13 protein-coding genes and 1 pseudogene are annotated in these 16,790 nt (G+C 59.4%); 3 read left to right on the top strand and 11 right to left on the bottom strand.

What is annotated here, in order from left to right; genetic code table 11:
- Window positions 1-80: 80 nt before the first annotated feature.
- Window positions 81-980, top strand: coding sequence for a DUF3313 domain-containing protein (locus tag OS035_RS10440; RefSeq protein WP_097625923.1), 900 nt, complete (start codon window positions 81-83; stop codon window positions 978-980).
- A gap of 102 nt (window positions 981-1,082) precedes the next feature.
- Here OS035_RS10440 and OS035_RS10435 read toward each other — a convergent pair.
- From OS035_RS10435 to OS035_RS10415, 5 genes and pseudogenes are all read right to left on the bottom strand, one after another.
- Window positions 1,083-1,583 (bottom strand): annotated as a pseudogene (locus OS035_RS10435) (GNAT family N-acetyltransferase); the annotation flags it as partial.
- Between the two features lie 177 nt (window positions 1,584-1,760).
- Window positions 1,761-2,258 carry a BA14K family protein gene (locus OS035_RS10430; RefSeq protein ID WP_097625922.1) on the bottom strand — a complete coding sequence of 166 codons (498 nt, stop codon included), beginning with the start codon at window positions 2,256-2,258 and terminating at the stop codon, window positions 1,761-1,763.
- Between the two features lie 188 nt (window positions 2,259-2,446).
- Window positions 2,447-2,662, bottom strand: a complete 216-nt coding sequence (locus tag OS035_RS10425; protein ID WP_097625921.1) for a hypothetical protein — start codon at window positions 2,660-2,662, stop codon at window positions 2,447-2,449.
- Window positions 2,663-2,851: 189 nt separating this feature from the next.
- Complete coding sequence (locus OS035_RS10420) at window positions 2,852-3,085, bottom strand: hypothetical protein (protein ID WP_375166047.1); 234 nt, start codon at window positions 3,083-3,085, stop codon at window positions 2,852-2,854.
- Window positions 3,086-3,166: 81 nt separating this feature from the next.
- Window positions 3,167-4,003 (bottom strand): alpha/beta fold hydrolase, encoded by an 837-nt coding sequence (locus tag OS035_RS10415; RefSeq protein WP_097625919.1) that lies wholly within the window; start codon window positions 4,001-4,003, stop codon window positions 3,167-3,169.
- Between the two features lie 488 nt (window positions 4,004-4,491).
- Here OS035_RS10415 and OS035_RS10410 point away from each other — a divergent pair, with 488 nt between their 5' ends.
- Complete coding sequence (locus tag OS035_RS10410; RefSeq protein WP_097625918.1) at window positions 4,492-5,451, top strand: S1C family serine protease; 960 nt, start codon at window positions 4,492-4,494, stop codon at window positions 5,449-5,451.
- Between the two features lie 18 nt (window positions 5,452-5,469).
- Here OS035_RS10410 and dusA read toward each other — a convergent pair whose 3' ends face one another.
- The 6 genes from dusA to OS035_RS10375 all read right to left on the bottom strand — a co-directional run bounded on the left by dusA (window position 5,470) and on the right by OS035_RS10375 (window position 15,718).
- Complete coding sequence (gene dusA, locus OS035_RS10405) at window positions 5,470-6,471, bottom strand: tRNA dihydrouridine(20/20a) synthase DusA (RefSeq protein ID WP_183855160.1); 1,002 nt, start codon at window positions 6,469-6,471, stop codon at window positions 5,470-5,472.
- Window positions 6,472-6,651: 180 nt separating this feature from the next.
- Window positions 6,652-6,864: a cold-shock protein gene (locus tag OS035_RS10400; RefSeq protein WP_003540801.1), complete on the bottom strand. Its 213-nt coding sequence runs from the start codon at window positions 6,862-6,864 to the stop codon at window positions 6,652-6,654.
- 678 nt (window positions 6,865-7,542) lie between these two features.
- Window positions 7,543-8,010, bottom strand: a complete 468-nt coding sequence (locus OS035_RS10395) for a DUF3828 domain-containing protein (protein WP_183855158.1) — start codon at window positions 8,008-8,010, stop codon at window positions 7,543-7,545.
- Between the two features lie 226 nt (window positions 8,011-8,236).
- Complete coding sequence (locus OS035_RS10390; protein ID WP_331813657.1) at window positions 8,237-11,008, bottom strand: metal-binding protein; 2,772 nt, start codon at window positions 11,006-11,008, stop codon at window positions 8,237-8,239.
- A 74-nt stretch (window positions 11,009-11,082) separates the two neighbouring features.
- A complete protein-coding gene (locus OS035_RS10385; protein ID WP_442967679.1) occupies window positions 11,083-14,943 on the bottom strand; it encodes a metal-binding protein in 3,861 nt (1,286 codons plus the stop codon).
- A 388-nt stretch (window positions 14,944-15,331) separates the two neighbouring features.
- On the bottom strand, window positions 15,332-15,718 hold the full coding sequence (locus tag OS035_RS10375; RefSeq protein WP_310804962.1) for a GNAT family N-acetyltransferase: 387 nt from the start codon (window positions 15,716-15,718) through the stop codon (window positions 15,332-15,334).
- 258 nt (window positions 15,719-15,976) lie between these two features.
- Between OS035_RS10375 and OS035_RS10370 the strand changes: the two genes are divergently transcribed.
- Window positions 15,977-16,699, top strand: coding sequence for an SOS response-associated peptidase (locus tag OS035_RS10370; RefSeq protein ID WP_097625872.1), 723 nt, complete (start codon window positions 15,977-15,979; stop codon window positions 16,697-16,699).
- Window positions 16,700-16,790 lie beyond the last annotated feature (91 nt).

Below are 16,790 nucleotides of genomic sequence, written 5' to 3'. Positions count from 1 at the left end.
CTTACAAGACGCGCCAAGGACGCTCTAGCGCTTTAAACCCGCGCATAATTTTCCGAAAATCGATTTCGACTTTCGGGGTTATGCGCTACCGGCGACGGAGGCCAGACAGCGTGCTCAGCAATCCATTTCCATTTTCTTTGCCATGGGCGCCGAGAGGCTTGTCTCTCGCCGTGTTGATGGCGCTCGCTATGGCAGGGGCAGGATGCAGCTCGGTGCCGCTCAAAGAGGCCGGCACGCTTTCCTCCTACGGCAATCTCGGCGCGCCGAAGGGCAAGTTGTCGAAATCGCGCGTCTATGTCGATGGGACGCGCCTTATCTCGGCAAATACGGTGAGCATCGTGCCGACGAGCTTCGCTTTCAGCGCCGCGACCCGTGTCAAATCGGACGCGGACCGTGTGATGGTGGCGAATGCGCTGGACCGAGCGCTCTGCATTTCGCTCAGCGACAAATTTCAGCTGGTCTCTTCAGGCCAGCCGGCGGACCTGACGATTCGCTCCGTCGTTACCGACATCGTGCCGACCAATAAGGCGATGGCTGGTGTTTCCACCGTCGTCACCGTTGGTACCGGTTTCGTGCTGCCGGTCGCCGTGCCGCGGCTGCCGGCCGGTCTCGGCGGACTGGCGGTCGAGGCGGAGGCCGTCGACAGTGGTGGCGTGCAGCGGGCGGCGATCGTCTGGTCGCGTGGGGCAAACTCGCTGCAGAACACGCCCCGCGTTTCCGAAGTCGGCGATGCCTATAGCCTGGCGTCGAAATTCAGCAGCGAGTTTTCCCGGATGCTGATCAAGGGCAGGGAGCCGAAGGGTGTGGATATCTCGCTGCCGTCTGGGCAGCGGATGAAATCCTGGCTCGGCGGAAAACCGAAATACGCCGCCTGCGATGCCTTCGGGCGATCGCCCGGACTGATCGGCGCGGTGGCCGCCAAATACGGCGTGCCGCCGCAATGGACGGAGAAGAAGCCGACACCGGCGGCGACTTATTGAAAAAATGCGCGCTCAGCCCCGCCCAGGCTGACGGGACGGACGGAGCAAAGGCGGGCAAGGCCCGTGTTCCGTCCGTCTGGAAATCCGTCCCGCATTTTCACGTCAGCCGGTGGCTCCTGCCTTCAGCCGGAAATAGAGTTTGAGCTGATCGGGCCTGTCGGAGGGATGCGGGCCGCGCATAAACAATTCACCGCCATTGCGCTCGATCACGCGCCGCGAGGCATGATTGTCCTCGTTGCAGAGGATGAGGAGGCGGTGGAGGCCTTCCTTTGCCGCGACCAGCAGCAGCAGTTTAAGGGCGGTGGTCACGTGGCCGTTGCGCTGTTTCCACGGCACGACGGAGTATCCCACATGTCCCGATACTTCGGACGGCAGTTCCTCGGTGCCGGCTTGAAAACGCAGGCTGATGCTGCCGCAGAATTCGCCGTCCCATATCTAGAACAGACGGGTGATCAACTCCGGCGATCGGATCCCGCTGCCCCGTTGGTCACCAGCAATGAGGCCGTTGAGGAACCCCGATCTGTGCTGGCGTAGCCGCTGGAGTTCGCCCAAAATATAGGCTTGGTCGCCGGCGCGGTGTGGATCGGGAGACCAGCCGGCGGCGCAATTCAGAGGTTCGATCCGCGCGGCTCACAAGCTGGAAGACAAGCACGGCTGGGCGCTGTTGGGAAGCGAGTTGTGTTGGGGCGCGGGCGTCACTGATGGCGCAGGCGTTGCCCGAGCAAGATCAAAAAAAGCCCCGCATCTTCATGCGAGGCTTGCTGCTGACGGGTAGACGGGCTAGCGGCACTGGCGGCGCGGGCCGTAATTAGGCTGATAGGTGTTGTCGTAGGCGCGATAGGACCGGTAGCGGCTGTAGCAATAGTCGGCATGCGAGCTGTAGCCGGGTGAAGAATAGGCGCGCGGCTGCGAGGCGATGATGCCGCCGATGAGGGCGCCGGCAGCCAGGCCGCCGATGATGGCGCCGCTATTGTCGTGGTGACGATACCGGCGATCGTAGCGGCGATCCCAGCCGTAGCGGTCGTCGCGATAGTGGCGGTCGCGATCATAGTGGCGATCGCGATAGTAGCTGCGGTTATTGTTGTATCTGCGGGTTTCGCCGTAGCGCGAGCAGACGATGGAGTAAGGACTGCAGCCGACGGTCATAATCCGGGCATCGGCATTACCTGACCCCGGAGCCGATTGCATGGTGTTCGGCACGAAGACCGGGCCTGCCGAAGCCGGCACTCCGGAGAAAGCCGTGGCTATCGACAGCGCAATGATGGCGAACCTGTTCATTTCACTCACCTTGGGTAAACGGATGTATCCAGGGCATAACGCAGCGGAAGGCAATTGGTTTCATTTTGGGATGGGGAGGGATGACCTATGTGCGTATCCGCTAACGTAAAAAGCAGCTCGGCCACCGGCGGAGCGTGTCCTGCCGGAGGCTGAAGGATGCTCTTCCAGCGCGCGGCGGAATTGCGTTATCAGGTTCGCTTCCCGCCGGCCAGCAATCGAAGCTGGCTCTCGTCATGCACGCCTTGCCGGTAAAGCTCGATGATAAGAGCGCCGAGGCGGTCGGCTTGCTCGCCTGACCGGTCGATCTGGAACTCGCTACACAGCGCTTCATGGACCCGCCTACACACATCGAGGTCTTCGGATGCGAGCGGTTCGTCACGCGTGCTGAACAGCTTGTCTGACATCGCAATCTACCCTCTTTCGATGCCGTGAATCGCTAACGGTGAAAAAAAGATAATTTCGCGATCCTTGCTCTGCAAGATGGGCGAACGTCCGATATTCAAAACAATTCGGGGAGCGCCCACTCGGAAGGATACTGGCGAGGCAGCGCGGTATGGGATGATAGCGATGAGCGTTTCGACCTGACAGAAAATCTACTTGGTTGTGGGGTCCTTGCCGATTTGCTTCGACAGGCGCAGTTCTTTCAGCCGCTTGGTTTTCTCCCGGCGGGCCCGCTGTTCAGCCTCGATGGTTTCCTTGGCAGCTCGCTCGGTGTTCTCGAACCGATCCTGCCGGTAAGCCTTTGATGAGGGTTCACGTTCTCTTGTCATGGCCGCTAAACGCAAATCGGCGAAAACGGTTTCATGAGAAAATGCGTCACCGGCTATCAATCGATCAGTCTGCGGCGACAGCGCCCTTTTGTGATGCCGGCCGTCGGGCGCCTGATCGGCGCCCGGCGGATTGATCGTTCAGCCCTTGATGAAGGCGAGGATGTCGGGATTGATGATGTCGGCATGGGTGGTGCACATGCCGTGCGGAAATTTCTCGTAGACCTTCAGCGTGGCGTTCTGCAGCAGCTTCGACGAGAGCAAAGCGGAGTCGGCGATCGGCACGATCTGATCATCGTCGCCGTGCATGACGAAGGTCGGCACGGTGATGATCTTCAGGTCTTCGGTGAAGTCGGTTTCCGAGAAGGCCTTGATGCCGTCGTAGTGCGCCTTGGCGCCGCCGATCATGCCCTGGCGCCACCAATTGTTGATGACCGGTTCCGACACCTTCGCACCCGGCCGGTTGAAGCTGTAGAATGGGCCAGCCGGCAGGTCACGGTAGAATTGCGAGCGATTGGCGGCGAGCTGCTTGCGCAGGTCATCGAACACCTCGATCGGCAGGCCGCCGGGATTAGCAGCCGTTTTCACCATGATGGGCGGTACGGCGCCGATGATGACGAGCTTGGCGACGCGGCCCTGGGGTTGGCCATGACGGGCGACGTAGTGGGTCGCTTCGCCGCCCCCTGTGGAGTGGCCGACATGGACGGTGTTCCTGAGATCGAGATGCTCGACGACGGCTGCGGCATCGGCGGCGTAATGATCCATGTCGTGACCTTCGCCGACCTGGGTCGAGCGGCCGTGGCCGCGCCGGTCATGGGCGACGACCCGGTAGCCCTTCTCGAGAAAGTAAAGCATCTGGGCGTCCCAGTCGTCGGAGCAGAGCGGCCAGCCGTGATGGAACATGATCGGCTGAGCGGCCTTCGGCCCCCAATCCTTGTAGAAGATCTCGACGCCGTCCTTGGTGGTGACTTTGCTCATTTCATAGCTTCCTTGTTGGTGGGGTTGATGCGGTCGGAAATTTGCGCCGTTGCCGGCAGAATTGGCAAGACGACGAGCGCTGCCGCGCGAGGCTTGGGCAAGAAGGTTAAGCCGCAGGCAACGCCGGCTCGATGTTGTTATTGAAGGCCTGTTTCTATTCTATTGATATGACCGCAGTTTGTATGGTTCGATGCATTGTCGCCGTAACAGGCTGGTCATAGCGTATCGAGGGCAGCGGATTGCACGGGCGAACATCTGCAGTGAGCCAGTTTTTTGCCGTTCGTTCAAGATATCTGTCCGGGTAGTTCGATATAGCTGTCCGCCTAGTTATGCTCGCGTGCTATCGCAATTGCGGGAGCTACCCTCGCTCACTTGAACCGCGTTCGAGGCCCAACCATCTAATCCTCAACAACAGTATGATGGCGAACCGTCGCAACCAAGACCGCTTGGGCCGCGGAAGACGGTTATTCCCGCCTGAGGATCAAATCATGGGTTACATGGACAAAGCGATAGCGCCTCAGAATAATGGGGCGCTGATCGATGCCTATTCACAATCGATCGCAGCAGCAGTCGACACGGTCGGGCCGGCCGTCAGCCGGATCGAGAGGGTCGGTGGCCGGCAGGGGCATGGGTCGGGCTTCGCCGTCTCGCCAGACGGCCTGATCATTACCAACAGCCATGTCGTCGACGACGCCAAAGTCGTCCGCATTACCACGCCCGACGGCTTCGTTACGGAGGGCCGGGTGTTGGGCCGCGATGTCGATACCGATATCGCCGTCATTCGCGCCGACACAAGCACCGGCGCCTGGGCGAGGCTCGGAGATTCCCAGCGGTTGCGCCGAGGCCATATCGCCATCGCGATCGGAAACCCGCTCGGTTTCGAATGGACTGTCACCGCCGGCATCGTCTCGGCGCTCGGCCGGTCGATGCGGGCAGCCAGCGGCCGCCTGATGGAGGATGTCATCCAGACCGATGCGGCGCTCAATCCCGGCAACTCAGGCGGGCCGCTGGTGTCTTCCAGCGGGGAGGTCATCGGCGTCAATACCGCCGTCATCCAGGGCGCGCAGAGCATCGCTTTTGCCGTAGCGTCGAATACCGCCAATTTTGTCGTTTCGGAAATTCTCCGCTACGGCCGGGTCAGGCGCGCCTTCATCGGTATCGCAGGCGATACGATCGTGCTGCCGCGCCGCGTCGCGCTTGCGGCTGGCACGGTGCAGACGACCTCCGTTCGCATCCGGCGCGTCGAGCCGGACGGACCGGCAGCAAAGGGAGGGCTGCAGGAGGGCGATTACATCCTCGCCATCGACGGCAGTCCGGTCGGCGGTGTCGACGATATCGTCAGGCTGATGGATGGCAGCAGGATCGACCGGGATACGGAGATACTGGTGTTCTCGGTGGCGGGTCGGATCGAAAAGAAGACCTTGCTGCCGGTGGCGCGGACGTCGTGACAAAGACGTCACGTTCCGTCAGGCGCTGACCGCCTCCTGCTCCACTCCCGAAAAATCCACTGCCGCAAAAGCTGCGGCCAGCACCTCCGGCCCGGCACCGCTTTTGGCCGCGTCGGTCGACAGGATCTGGCGGTAGCGCCTGGCGCCGGGCAGGCCGGTGAACAGGCCGACCATGTGGCGGGCCACGTGCTGCAGCCGACCGCCACTGGCGATATGGCGCTCGGCATAGATCATCATCCGGTCGCGCAGGTCTTCCCAGTCCGGTTCTCCCGCGGGAGCGCCGAAGAAGCGCTGGTCGACTTCGGCAAGGATCGCCGCATTCTGATAGGCTACGCGGCCAAGCATGACGCCGTCGACATGGGCGAGATGGGCGGCGGCTTCATCAAGCGTGCGGATGCCGCCGTTGATGCCGATGAGGACATCGGGCCACCGCTGTTTCATCCGGTAGACGATCTCATAGTCGAGCGGTGGGATCTCGCGGTTTTCCTTGGGGCTCAGGCCCTTCAGCCAGGCTTTGCGGGCATGGATCCAGATCGCGTCGGCGCCGGCATCGAGAACGCGGGTGATCAACTCCGGCAGGGCCTGTTCCGGCTCTTGCTCGTCGACGCCGATCCGGCATTTCACCGTCACCGGCACGGTTGCGACCCTCTTCATCGCCGCGATGCATTCGGCCACCGTTTCCGGCGTCAGCATCAGGCACGCGCCGAAGGTGCCCGACTGCACCCGGTCGGAGGGGCAGCCGACATTGAGGTTGATTTCGTCATAACCGTAGGATTCCGATATCTTCACCGCTTCGGCAAGCTTGGCCGGATCCGATCCGCCGAGTTGCAGGGCCAGCGGATGTTCCGCTGCGTCATGGCCGAGCAACCGGTCGCGCGGACCATGGATGATCGCATCGGCCACCACCATCTCGGTATAGAGCAGCGCCTGCCGGCTGATCTGGCGATGGAAATAACGGCAATGCCGATCCGTCCAGTCGATCATCGGGGCGACCGCGAAAATCGGGCTCTTCTGCGTCATCGACGTTCCATAATTCGTTGTTCTCTGGGGGCCGCATGGGCGCCGCACCGCCATGGGGCGGGATCATCTCTTCAGCGCGCATATAACATCCGGCGGTGAGATCGACAAATGGCGTTCACGCAAACAGAAACGGCGCCCCTTGCGGAGCGCCGTTCATGCCGCCGAAGCGGAAAGTCTAACTTACGAAGCCGAGATGTTTACGGCCTTCGGGCCCTTGCCCATGCGGTCCGGCTCGGTGTCGAAGGTAACCTGCTGGCCTTCGCGCAGCGACTGGATTCCAGAAGCCTGCAGCGCAGAGATATGGACGAAAACGTCCTTTGCGCCGCCGTCCGGCGTGATGAAACCAAAACCCTTGTCCTGGTTGAAGAATTTTACGGTGCCCTTGGTGGCCATTGGGATCGTCCTTTTCCCTTAGTCTGTGTAGTATCCGCGCCCCCGAGAGGAAGCGGACGGCTTTAGCTTTCGCCCCGATCGATTGGGACGAAGGGTCAGTCGGAGAAGTCACGTACGGGGAAAGAACGTCTACGTAGGCGGGTAGTCCCGCGCCGCCTTCCAAACGGAAGGGATTACCACATCAGTCCAGTCACCGGCATGCAAATGCCCGAGTAGGTGAATTGGTGCCAGCTTTTCGGGCAAAAAGCAAGCGGGATTATTTCGACATGCCCGCATCGAAGTCGGGAAATGTCGAAGATTCAGATACTTGACGAAAAGTTAGCGGTTCCTTGCACGGCTGTGCCATAGAGGGATTCCGTGCCGAACCGGGACGAGCGGGTAGATTCGATAGCCGGGCATGGATTTTGTCGTCTGGCGCGGCCATCGATCAGCCCTCATCCAGAGGTGCGGAAGCCGGAGGCCGAAGCCTAGAAGGACGGGGCGGACACCGGCGCCATTGCCTTCGCTTCTGGATGCGAGGCACACGAAATTGCATGGGAGATTTCCTCGCCTGCCCTCGTGGTTCGAGACGGCCCTTCGGGCCTCCTCACGATGAGGGCTATCCTCTGCACCTGCGGCTTTCTACCCAAGTTAGCGCAATTGTTGCTTCATCCATGCGAGTGTGCCCAAGGCCGCCCCTTATTGTGTATCACCCAGCAACGCGCTCAGGCTCCACGGATTATCCGCCTTCTGATTGGCGATGTCGTCGACCTTCCAGCCTCCGTGTTGCCGCACCAGCGTGTAGAAGAGTGTCACCTCTTGGCCGTTTTCGAACTGCACCTCCACCTCGGCCTTATCATCCAGCACGATTGGTTGGCCGATCCTGACGTCGCTCGCCGTGCCGTCCTGGCCCGCGATGACGGGATCGAAGTCGATTGCGCCGACGTCGCCCTCGGGCGTGTTGTCGAGGTCGGCCTGCAGGAGTTCGTTCAGATGGTCGGAAAAGAAGATCGAATAAGGCGAGGGCGCCTCGGCATCGCTGTTGTCGGTGTTGTAACTGTAGAGAGCCTTGAGCAGCGCCTTCGGTGTCTTGTACGTCTCGGCCGATGCGGGCAAGGCTGCGAGCGCTGAGACGGCCAGGGCCAGGATGAATGTGGGCAGGCGCATGCGGGCTCTCCTCGGATGACGAGAAATCATAACCGAAACGGGTATCAAGGTGGAGGTGCATTTTGGAAAAGGGCTGTCCGGGAAGCGGTCGCCGCCCTCGCGGTTTCCTACGAATTTCGCGGGCACCAGGAAAGTTCGGCCGTTTGGGCAGCCAGGCGGGGAGTCCGGCCTTTTTGTCGAGATCGCCGGTTGCGCATCTCTGCGTCCACCGGCGATCGTATCGCGGTTAGATCAATGCCTCATGCGACTGGCTCGTAAACGACGGTTCGAAGACGTCCTTTACGATGATCGTGAAATCGTGGCTGGTGGTATTTCCAGCCGCGTCATAGGCTTCGGCGGTGAAGGTCAGGCTGTGGTTGCTTTCAAAGTCGATCGCGGCCTTGGTCTGGATCTTGTTGCCGACGAGCTTGAAGATGCCGTCCGCGTCGTCGGTCAGCCGCCACTTCACTGCCCCGCCTTCCGGGTCGACGGCCGAGAGAAGACCGACCGATGTGCCGATCGCGACGTTTTCGGAGATTGAGCTGCGCGAGAAGGAGAGCTTGATCGGCGCCTGGTTGGCCGGCGCTTCGTTGACATCAAGCACGTTGATCGTGATGTCCTTCTCGACCGTGACTTTGCCGTCGGAGACGGCGACCTTGATCGTGTGCGACGTCGCCGTCTCGTAGTCGAAGGTCTTGGAGGTGACGATCCGGTTGCCGTTGAGGCGGAAGTGATCGTCGGCGCCATCGATGAGCTTGTAAGTGAGTTTGTCGCCGTCGGCGTCCTTGGCGCTCAGCAGGCCGAGCGTCGTCCAGACAGGGGTGCTTTCCAGCAGGGAGGTTTTCGACAACTGGATGTTGGTCGGCGCGGTATTGTGGTCAGCTGTGAAGGTGCCCTTGGTGAAATCGTAGACACCATCGGCAAAACGAGCGATTTCGATGTCACGCAGCGTATCGGTCCCTTCCTTGGCGCTGGTCAGGACGTGATCGCCGTTGTTCATCGCGAAGGTATAATTGGCGAAATTGCCGGAGAAGACCGCCGTGTCGATGCCGGCGCCGCCAAACAGTGCGTCATTGCCGGCGCCGCCTTCGAACCGATCGTTGCCATCGGTCCCGAAGAAATAGTCGTCTCCGCCGCCGGTCTTGACGTCGATGCCGAAGGCGGTGCCGAAGATGTCGACATGGCGGTTTGCCAGCTCGTCGGAAAGATCGGCATGGGCGCTGTCCGTCAGCGTCAGTGCAAGCACATCGTCCTCGTAACCCGGCTTGTCGTATTTGACGATCTTGTCGAAGCTTTCGAACTGGGCGGCCGAAGCGAGAACCTCGGCGCCCGCCGTTTCGAGAATTTCGACGTGTTTGATCGTCAGGCCGGCAAGTCCGATGAATTCCATGCCGGGATCCAAGGTCGGCTCGATAACGCGGAGCGTATCCGTGCCGGCGCCGCCATCAATCGTTCCGGAAAGCGCGGAAGAGTGTGACTGCAAGTTGATGGCATCATTGCCGTCGCCGGCGTCAATGTCGAAGGCTTCAGGGGCGGTGGAAATATTATCGCCGTCGGTGATCTTGTCGTCGCCCGCTCCACCCCTGAGGACATCACTTCCGGCGCCACCGAAGAGCTTGTCATTGCCTGCGCCGCTGTCCAAAATGTCGTTGCCATCAGTCCCAGTCAACAGGTCGCCGCCGCCGCCGGTCTTGGCGTCGATACCAAAGGCGGCGCCGCTAATGTCGACCCCATAGTTTGCCAGTTCTTCGGAAAGATCGACATGTGCGCCGTCTGTCAATCTCAAGAAAACGGGAGAGTCCGGATCCGAGCTGATGATCTTATCGAAGCTCTCGAACTGCGCGGCCGAACCAACGGCTCCATGACCTGCCGTATCAAGAATTTCGACGTTCTTGATCGTCAGGCCGGTGAACTGTCCGCCTAGCAACTTGTCAAGGCCAGCGCCACCATCGATTGTTCCAGAGAGCGCCTGAGCATATGTCTCCACGCTTATGGTATCGTTGCCGTCGCCCGCATTGATGTCGAGGACTTCCGGAGAAATGCCGACAGAGTCACCATCAAAGATCGTGTCGTTGCCTGTTCCGCCCCTGATGATATCATTTCCGGCGCCGCCATAGATCGTGTCGTTGCCTTCGCCGCCGGTCAGCAGGTCATTTCCGTCGTTGCCATTGATGAGGTCGTCGCCGCCGCGGGCGTCGAAAATATCATTGCCGCCAGTCCCTAAGAAGTGATCCTGGCTGCTGCCGGTCGTGACATCGATACCGGAGACCCTGCCATAGATATATACTTGGCCACTTGTCAGTTCGTCAGAGAGATCGACATGGGCACCGTCCATTATGCTCAAGTTGATGTCAAAACTGCCATTTTGTGCGACGATCTTGTCGAAGCTTTCGAGCTGCGCGGTCGATGCGACAATGCCAAATGGCCCTGCCTCGAGGATTTCGAAGTTCTTGATTGTCAGGCCTGTCAGAGCACTAGCTTGCAGCCTGTCGGTGCCGGCGCCGCCGTCGACTGTTCCGGATATTTTGAGGCTGACATCGTTTGATAGGTTCACGATGTCGTTGCCAGTGCCCGCATCGATGTTGAAGACTTCAGCGGCGCTTGAGAAATAGTCACCATCGTAAATCGTGTCGTCGCCTGCGCCACCGCGGATGACATCATTGCCGACGTCGCCGGTGAGTACGTCATTGCCTTCGCCGCCATTGAGCGTGTCGTTGCCAGTGCCGCCGTTGATCGAATCGTTTCCGCCTCCACCATTCAGCGTGTCTGCGCCGGCCCCACCCCAAATAGTGTCGTTGCCTCCGCCTGTTGTGATCACATTGGCACTACCTGAGCCCGTCACATTTGCCGAAACCGAGCCTAGCTCGTCGGCCAGGTCTGCCGTACCGGAGGCTGAAACTTGCAGTGTGACCGTAGCGAGAGGATTAGCGGCGGAGTAGCGGATAACATCGTACGCTTCGAACTCAGCGCCGGTTTTGGTGATTGGTGAGCCGTTGGTGTCCAGAATGTTCAAGGCCATATTCAAACTTTCAAAAAAGAGGTTGGGACGCATCCCTGAATCTGGGAGCGATCATGTTGAGGCTAGATCAGCGCTTAGTGCAGCAGGCTCGAAAACGATGGCTCGAAGACGTCCTTCACGGCGATCGTGAAGTCGTGGCTGGTAGCATTTCCAGCCGCGTCATAGGCCTCGGCGGTGAAGGTCAGGCTGTGGCTGCTTTCGTAGTCGATGGCAGCCTTTGTCTGGATCTTGTTGCCGACCAGCTTGAAGATGCCGTCCGCATCATCGGTCAGCCGCCACTTCACCGTACCGCCCTCCGGATCGACGGCTGAGAGAAGACCGACCGATGTGCCGATGGCGACGTTCTCGGAGATCGAGCTGCGCGAGAAAGACAACTTGATCGGCGCCTGGTTGACCGGCGCCTCGTTGACGTCGAGGACGTTGATCGTGATGTCCTTTTCGATCGTGACCTTGCCGTCGGAGACGGCGACCTTGATCGTGTGCGACTTGTCCGTCTCGTAGTCGAAGGCCTTGGAGGTGACGATGCGATTGCCATTGAGGCGGAAGTGATCGTCGGCGCCGTCGAGCAGTTTGTAGGTGAGTTTGTCGCCGTCGGCGTCCTTGGCGCTGAGCAGACCAACCGTGGTCCAGATCGGCGTGTCCTCCGAGAGAGAGGTTTTCGAGAGCTGGATATTGCTGGGTGCCGTATTGTTGAGTTTGAATGTTTCCGTGGCGAAATCGTAGACGCCATCGGAAAAACGCGCGAATTCGATGCCTGTCAGCGTATCTGTTCCTTCCTCGGCGCTCGTCAGGATGTGATCGCCATTGTTCAAAGCCAGGGAGTAATTGGCGAAATTGCCTGAGAAGACCGCGGTGTCGATGCCAGCACCGCCGATCAATTTGTCGTCGCCGGTCCGGCCATTGAAAAGGTCGTTGCCGCCACTGCCGTCGAAAATGTCGTTGCTGCCGGTGCCGACAAACTCGTCGGCGCCACCGCCGGCCTTGACGTCGATGCCGGAGGCAGAGCCGGTAATGAAAGCCCCGCGATCCGCCAGCTCGTCGGAAAGATCGAGGTGGGCGGTGTCTGTTAATACCAATGAGGGACGATTGTCGGGTTGATCGGTCGACCAGACGATCTTGTCAAAGCTTTCGAACTGCGCGCTCGAACCATCAACCTCCCATCCCGTTGCAAGGACTTCGATGTTCTTGATCGTCAGGCCGCTCAGCGACGAGGCTTCGAGAGTGTCAATCCCGGCACCGCCATCGATTGTTCCTGAAGCCACCGGAGCGGGTGCCGACACGGTTATAAAATCGTCGCCGTCGCCCGCATCAATATCGACGATTTCAGGGATAAGACCAAAAAACTCGCCATCGGAGATGAAATCGTTGCCCGCGCCGCCTCTGATGACGTCGTTTCCGGCGGCGCCCCAGAGCATATCATTGCCGTCACCGCCATTCAGAGTATCATTGCCATCGCTGCCAAGGATCCGATCGTGCCCGGCGCCACCGTTCAGCGTGTCTGCGCCATCGCCGCCTTCAAGCTTATCGTTGCCTGCGCCTGTCGTAATCACATTGTCGCCGCTCCAGCCTACCACATTGGCAGAGACCGCGCCCAATTCGTCGGAAAGGTCCACCGTCCCGGAATCTGAGACGAACAGAATGACCGGCGAGAGAGGATTGTCTGCTGAGTCACGGATGACGTCGTATGCTTCGAACTCAGCGCCGGTCATGGTAACAATGGTGCCATTCGCATTGAGGACATTTAACGGCACATTCGGTGGGGTATCGCTGATTGTGAAAGTTTCCGTGCCGAAGTCGTAGAGGCCATCGGCAAAGCGGGCGAATTCAACGCCTGTCAGCGTATCCATACCTTCCGCGGTACTGGTCAGGAGGTGATCGCCATTGTTCAACGCAAATGAATAATCGGCGAAATTGCCTGCGAACAGTGCCGTGTCGGTGCCCGCACCGCCATCGATGGTGTCGTTGCCTGCGCCGCCGGTCAATTTGTCATCGCCGGCATTGCCATTGAGGGTATCGTTGCCGCCGCTGCCGTCGAAAATGTCGTTGCCGTCGGTCCCGGTAAACTCATCGTCACCGCCGCCGGTCTTGACGTCAATGCCGAAGGCATCGCCGTCGACGAACGCTCCGAGATCTCCCAACTCGTCGGCCAGATCGAGGTGGGCGCTGTCCGTCAGTGTCACCGCGGCGCGAAAATCGCCAAACGGATCGGTCGACCAGACGATTTTATCGAAGCTATCGAACTGTGCGCTCGATCCGGCGACCGACCATCCTGCCGTCTCAAGGACTTCGATGTTTTTGATCGTCAGGCCCCGGAGCGAAGCGGCTTGCAGCGTATCGATCCCATTGCCGCCATCAATCGTTCCGGAATTCAGCGGAGCCAATGTTCCTAAGCTTATGGAATCGTTGCCGTCGCCCGCATTGATGTCAATGACTTCCGGGCTCAGGCCGAAAAGCTCGCCATCGTCGATCGTATCGTTGCCTGCACCGCCTCTGATAACGTCGTTCCCGACGTCGCCGGAGATGTAATCATTGCCGTCACCGCCATTCAGCGTGTCATTGCCAACGCCGCCATTGAGGCTGTCGTATCCTGCGCCGCCATTCAGCGTGTCTGCGCCGTCGCCGCCTGCAATATTGTCGTTGCCTGCGCCTGTCGTGATCACATCGTTGCCGCTTGTGCCGATCACGTTGGCGGAGCCAGAGCCCAGTTCGTCGGAAAGGTCTACGGTGCCGGAATCCGAGATGACCAGGTTGACCGGGACGAGAGGATTGATTTCGGAGTCGCGGATGACGTCGTAGGCTTCAAACTCAGCGCCGGTTTTGGTAATCGTCGCGCCATTCGTGTCCAGAATATTCAGCGGGGTGCTAGGCTCGATGCTGTTGACCTTGAAGGTTTCAGTCGCGAAGTCGTAAACGCCATCGGCAAAGCGCGCGAATTCGACGTCTGTCAGTCTATCCGCGCCTTCCAGCACGCTCGTCACGACGCGGCTGCCATTGTCGACCGCGAAGGAGTAATCGGCGAAATTGCCTGTGAATGCAGCCGTGTCGATGCCCGCGCCGCCACTAATGGTGTCGTTGCCGGCGCCGCCGGTCAGTTTATCATCGCCGTCGTTGCCATTGATGAGGTCGCTACCGCCGCTGCCGTCGAAAATATCGTTGACGTCGCTGCCCGCAAACTCATCGTTGCCGTCGCCGGTTTTGACGTCGATTCCGGAGAAGCCGTGGACGAGAGTTCCGAGATCTCCGAGTTCGTCCGAAAGATCGAGGTGGGCGCTATCCGTCACCACAAGTGAGGGGTCAAAACTGAAGAACGGATCGGTTGATCTGGCGATTTTGTCGAAGCTTTCGAACTGCGCGCTCGAACCGCTCACCTGGAAATCGGCGAGTTCAAGCACTTCGACGTTCTTGATCTTTAGATCGCGGAGCGCCGAGGCACGCAACGTATCGATCTCGGCACCGCCATCGATCGTTCCCGATATCAGTGGAGCAAATCTCTCAATGGTTATCAAATCGTCGCCGTCGCCGCCGTCAATATCGACAATTTCTGGCTGGAGGCTGCCATCAGGTCCGAGCACAAAGCCAAAACCACCATCAGTGATCCGGTCGTTGCCATCACCGCCGACCAATTTGTCGTTGCCGGCATTGCCGTAGATCGTGTCGTCGCCGGCGCAACCGCTCAGTATGTCTGCGCCGTCGCCGCCTGAGAGGATGTCGTTGCCGGCACCGGTCGTGATCGTATTGTCGCCGCTCGAGCCGATCACGTCCGCCGATACCGAGCCCAGCTCGTCAGCCAGATTCGCGGCGGAGGAGTCGGAGACGGTGAGGGAGACAGGTACGGAAGGATTGGCTTCAGAGTAGCGGATAACGTCGTAGGCTTCGAACTCGGCACCGGTGTTGGTAATTGTGGCGCCGTTTGTATCCAGAATGTTCAAGGCCATATTTTAATCTTCCCCAAAAGATGCGTTTTACTCTGAAAAATGAGAAATCCCCGAAAGAACTGTTCATCGGCTCACCGGACGACAACCCCACGGGGATCTATGCCAACCATTAATGAAGTTTTCAATGAAAAATTGTGATTTTTTCTTGGTCTTTTAACGAAAAAGTAAGGCAGAAATACTGGGAAAGGACTTTGAATTTGCAAACCAAAAGTCGTATTTTAGTCTTTTAATTTATACCCATCCTAAGCGGACATAAGCTCGCGGTATAAGCGTGAAAAACTGTATTCGTTTGGCGCGCTTTGGCATTGCGCGCCGGCGCCCGACCATCGGCGTCGCTGTCCCGGCTGATGGTGGGGTTGGCGCCTGCCGTTTGAGGGCGGCCTAGTTCTCATGCGAGCTTGATGAGGCCCGCCGCGGTGGGCTGGAAGTCACAGGCTCGGTAGAAGTCGGTCAGGTGCGGTTCGAAATCGACATGCAGCCACTCAGCGCCGCGCTCCCGCGCAACTCTCGTCGCTTCCCTGACCAGCCGAGTCGCAATCCCCTGCCGGCGCAGGTCGGAATGCACTGAGGTGTCGAGAATGAAGGCATGGATGCCGCCATCCCAGGCGACGTTGACGAAGCCGACGAGTGTGTCGTCGTGATAGGCGCCGATATGGGTGAGGCTGCGGGGGAGGATGCGGGAGAAATCCGGTGCTTCAGGCGTGTTCCAGGCTGCCGACCAGAGGGCGTTGAGTTCGGCGGGCGAGGGGAAGGGGTCGATGCGGAGTTCGGGCATGGGTGGTTTCCGATTCGTTTGTCACGCCGCTTGCCTGACGTGTTTTTTCCGCCAATTCGCCTTGCTTCGCAATAGACCGATTGATGGGGCAGGCCTCCTCTCAGCCTCGACGAGAGGGCGCCTACTTCTCATCCTTCATTTCTGTGTCATCCTGGCCGCGAAGGGGCATTCCTGAACGGCCACAACTGACGCTTCGTTGACGACGTCACCGCTGAGAACATAATCAGAACATCTAATATTCGATCGACAGGAAGCACAATGTGCGGACGCATCTTCGTAAAAACTTCGCTTGAAGAATTGATCGGCAATTTCGCCTTTGCAGTGAAGGGCGGGGATATCGACGGGCTGGGAAACCGCTTTCCCCGCTGGAATGGGGCGCCGTCGCAAGATTATCCTATTATCATCAGGGATATCGTGCGCGAACCCGATACGTCGGGGCCTATATTCGTGACCGCGCGCTGGGGTCTGATGCCTTCCTGGGCGAAACCCGGCGGCAGGCCGCCGCCAGTCAATGTTCGATGCGAGACGATCAGCGGCAACGGCATGTTCCGCTCGGCATACCGATCGCGTCGCTGCCTCATTCCCATCAATGGCTTCTTCGAATGGAAGGACATTCACGGGACCGGCAAGAACAAACAGCCCTATGCCATCGCCATGACCGACGGCTCGCCTTTTGCGCTCGCCGGCATCTGGGAGACGTGGACGGATGAGAGGGGCGTGTCCATCCGCAACTTTGCCGTCGTCACCTGTGAGCCGAACGAGATGATGTCTGAGATTCATGACCGCATGCCCGTCATTCTGCATCGCGCCGATTACGAGAGATGGCTGTCGCCCGAACCGGACCCGAACGATCTCCTGAAATCCTTCCCCTCCGAACTGATGACGATGTGGAAGATCGGCCGGGATGTCGGCTCTCCGAAGAACGATAGGCCGGAGATCATCGAAGAGGTCGAGGACGATCCGGAACCGACGCTGATCTAAAGCAATCCGGGCAAAAGCGTGCGGCGTTTTGCGCCCGGAATTGCTCTGATTTTACGGCTCGGGCGGAGCCATTCACGAAACCATGCGGCAG

Origin of the sequence: Rhizobium sp. 268, assembly GCF_036571585.1 — a bacterium.
GTDB lineage: Bacteria > Pseudomonadota > Alphaproteobacteria > Rhizobiales > Rhizobiaceae > Rhizobium > Rhizobium redzepovicii.
The sequence above is the reverse complement of the archived record's forward strand: the minus strand, read 5'-3'. Positions and strand labels throughout refer to the sequence as shown.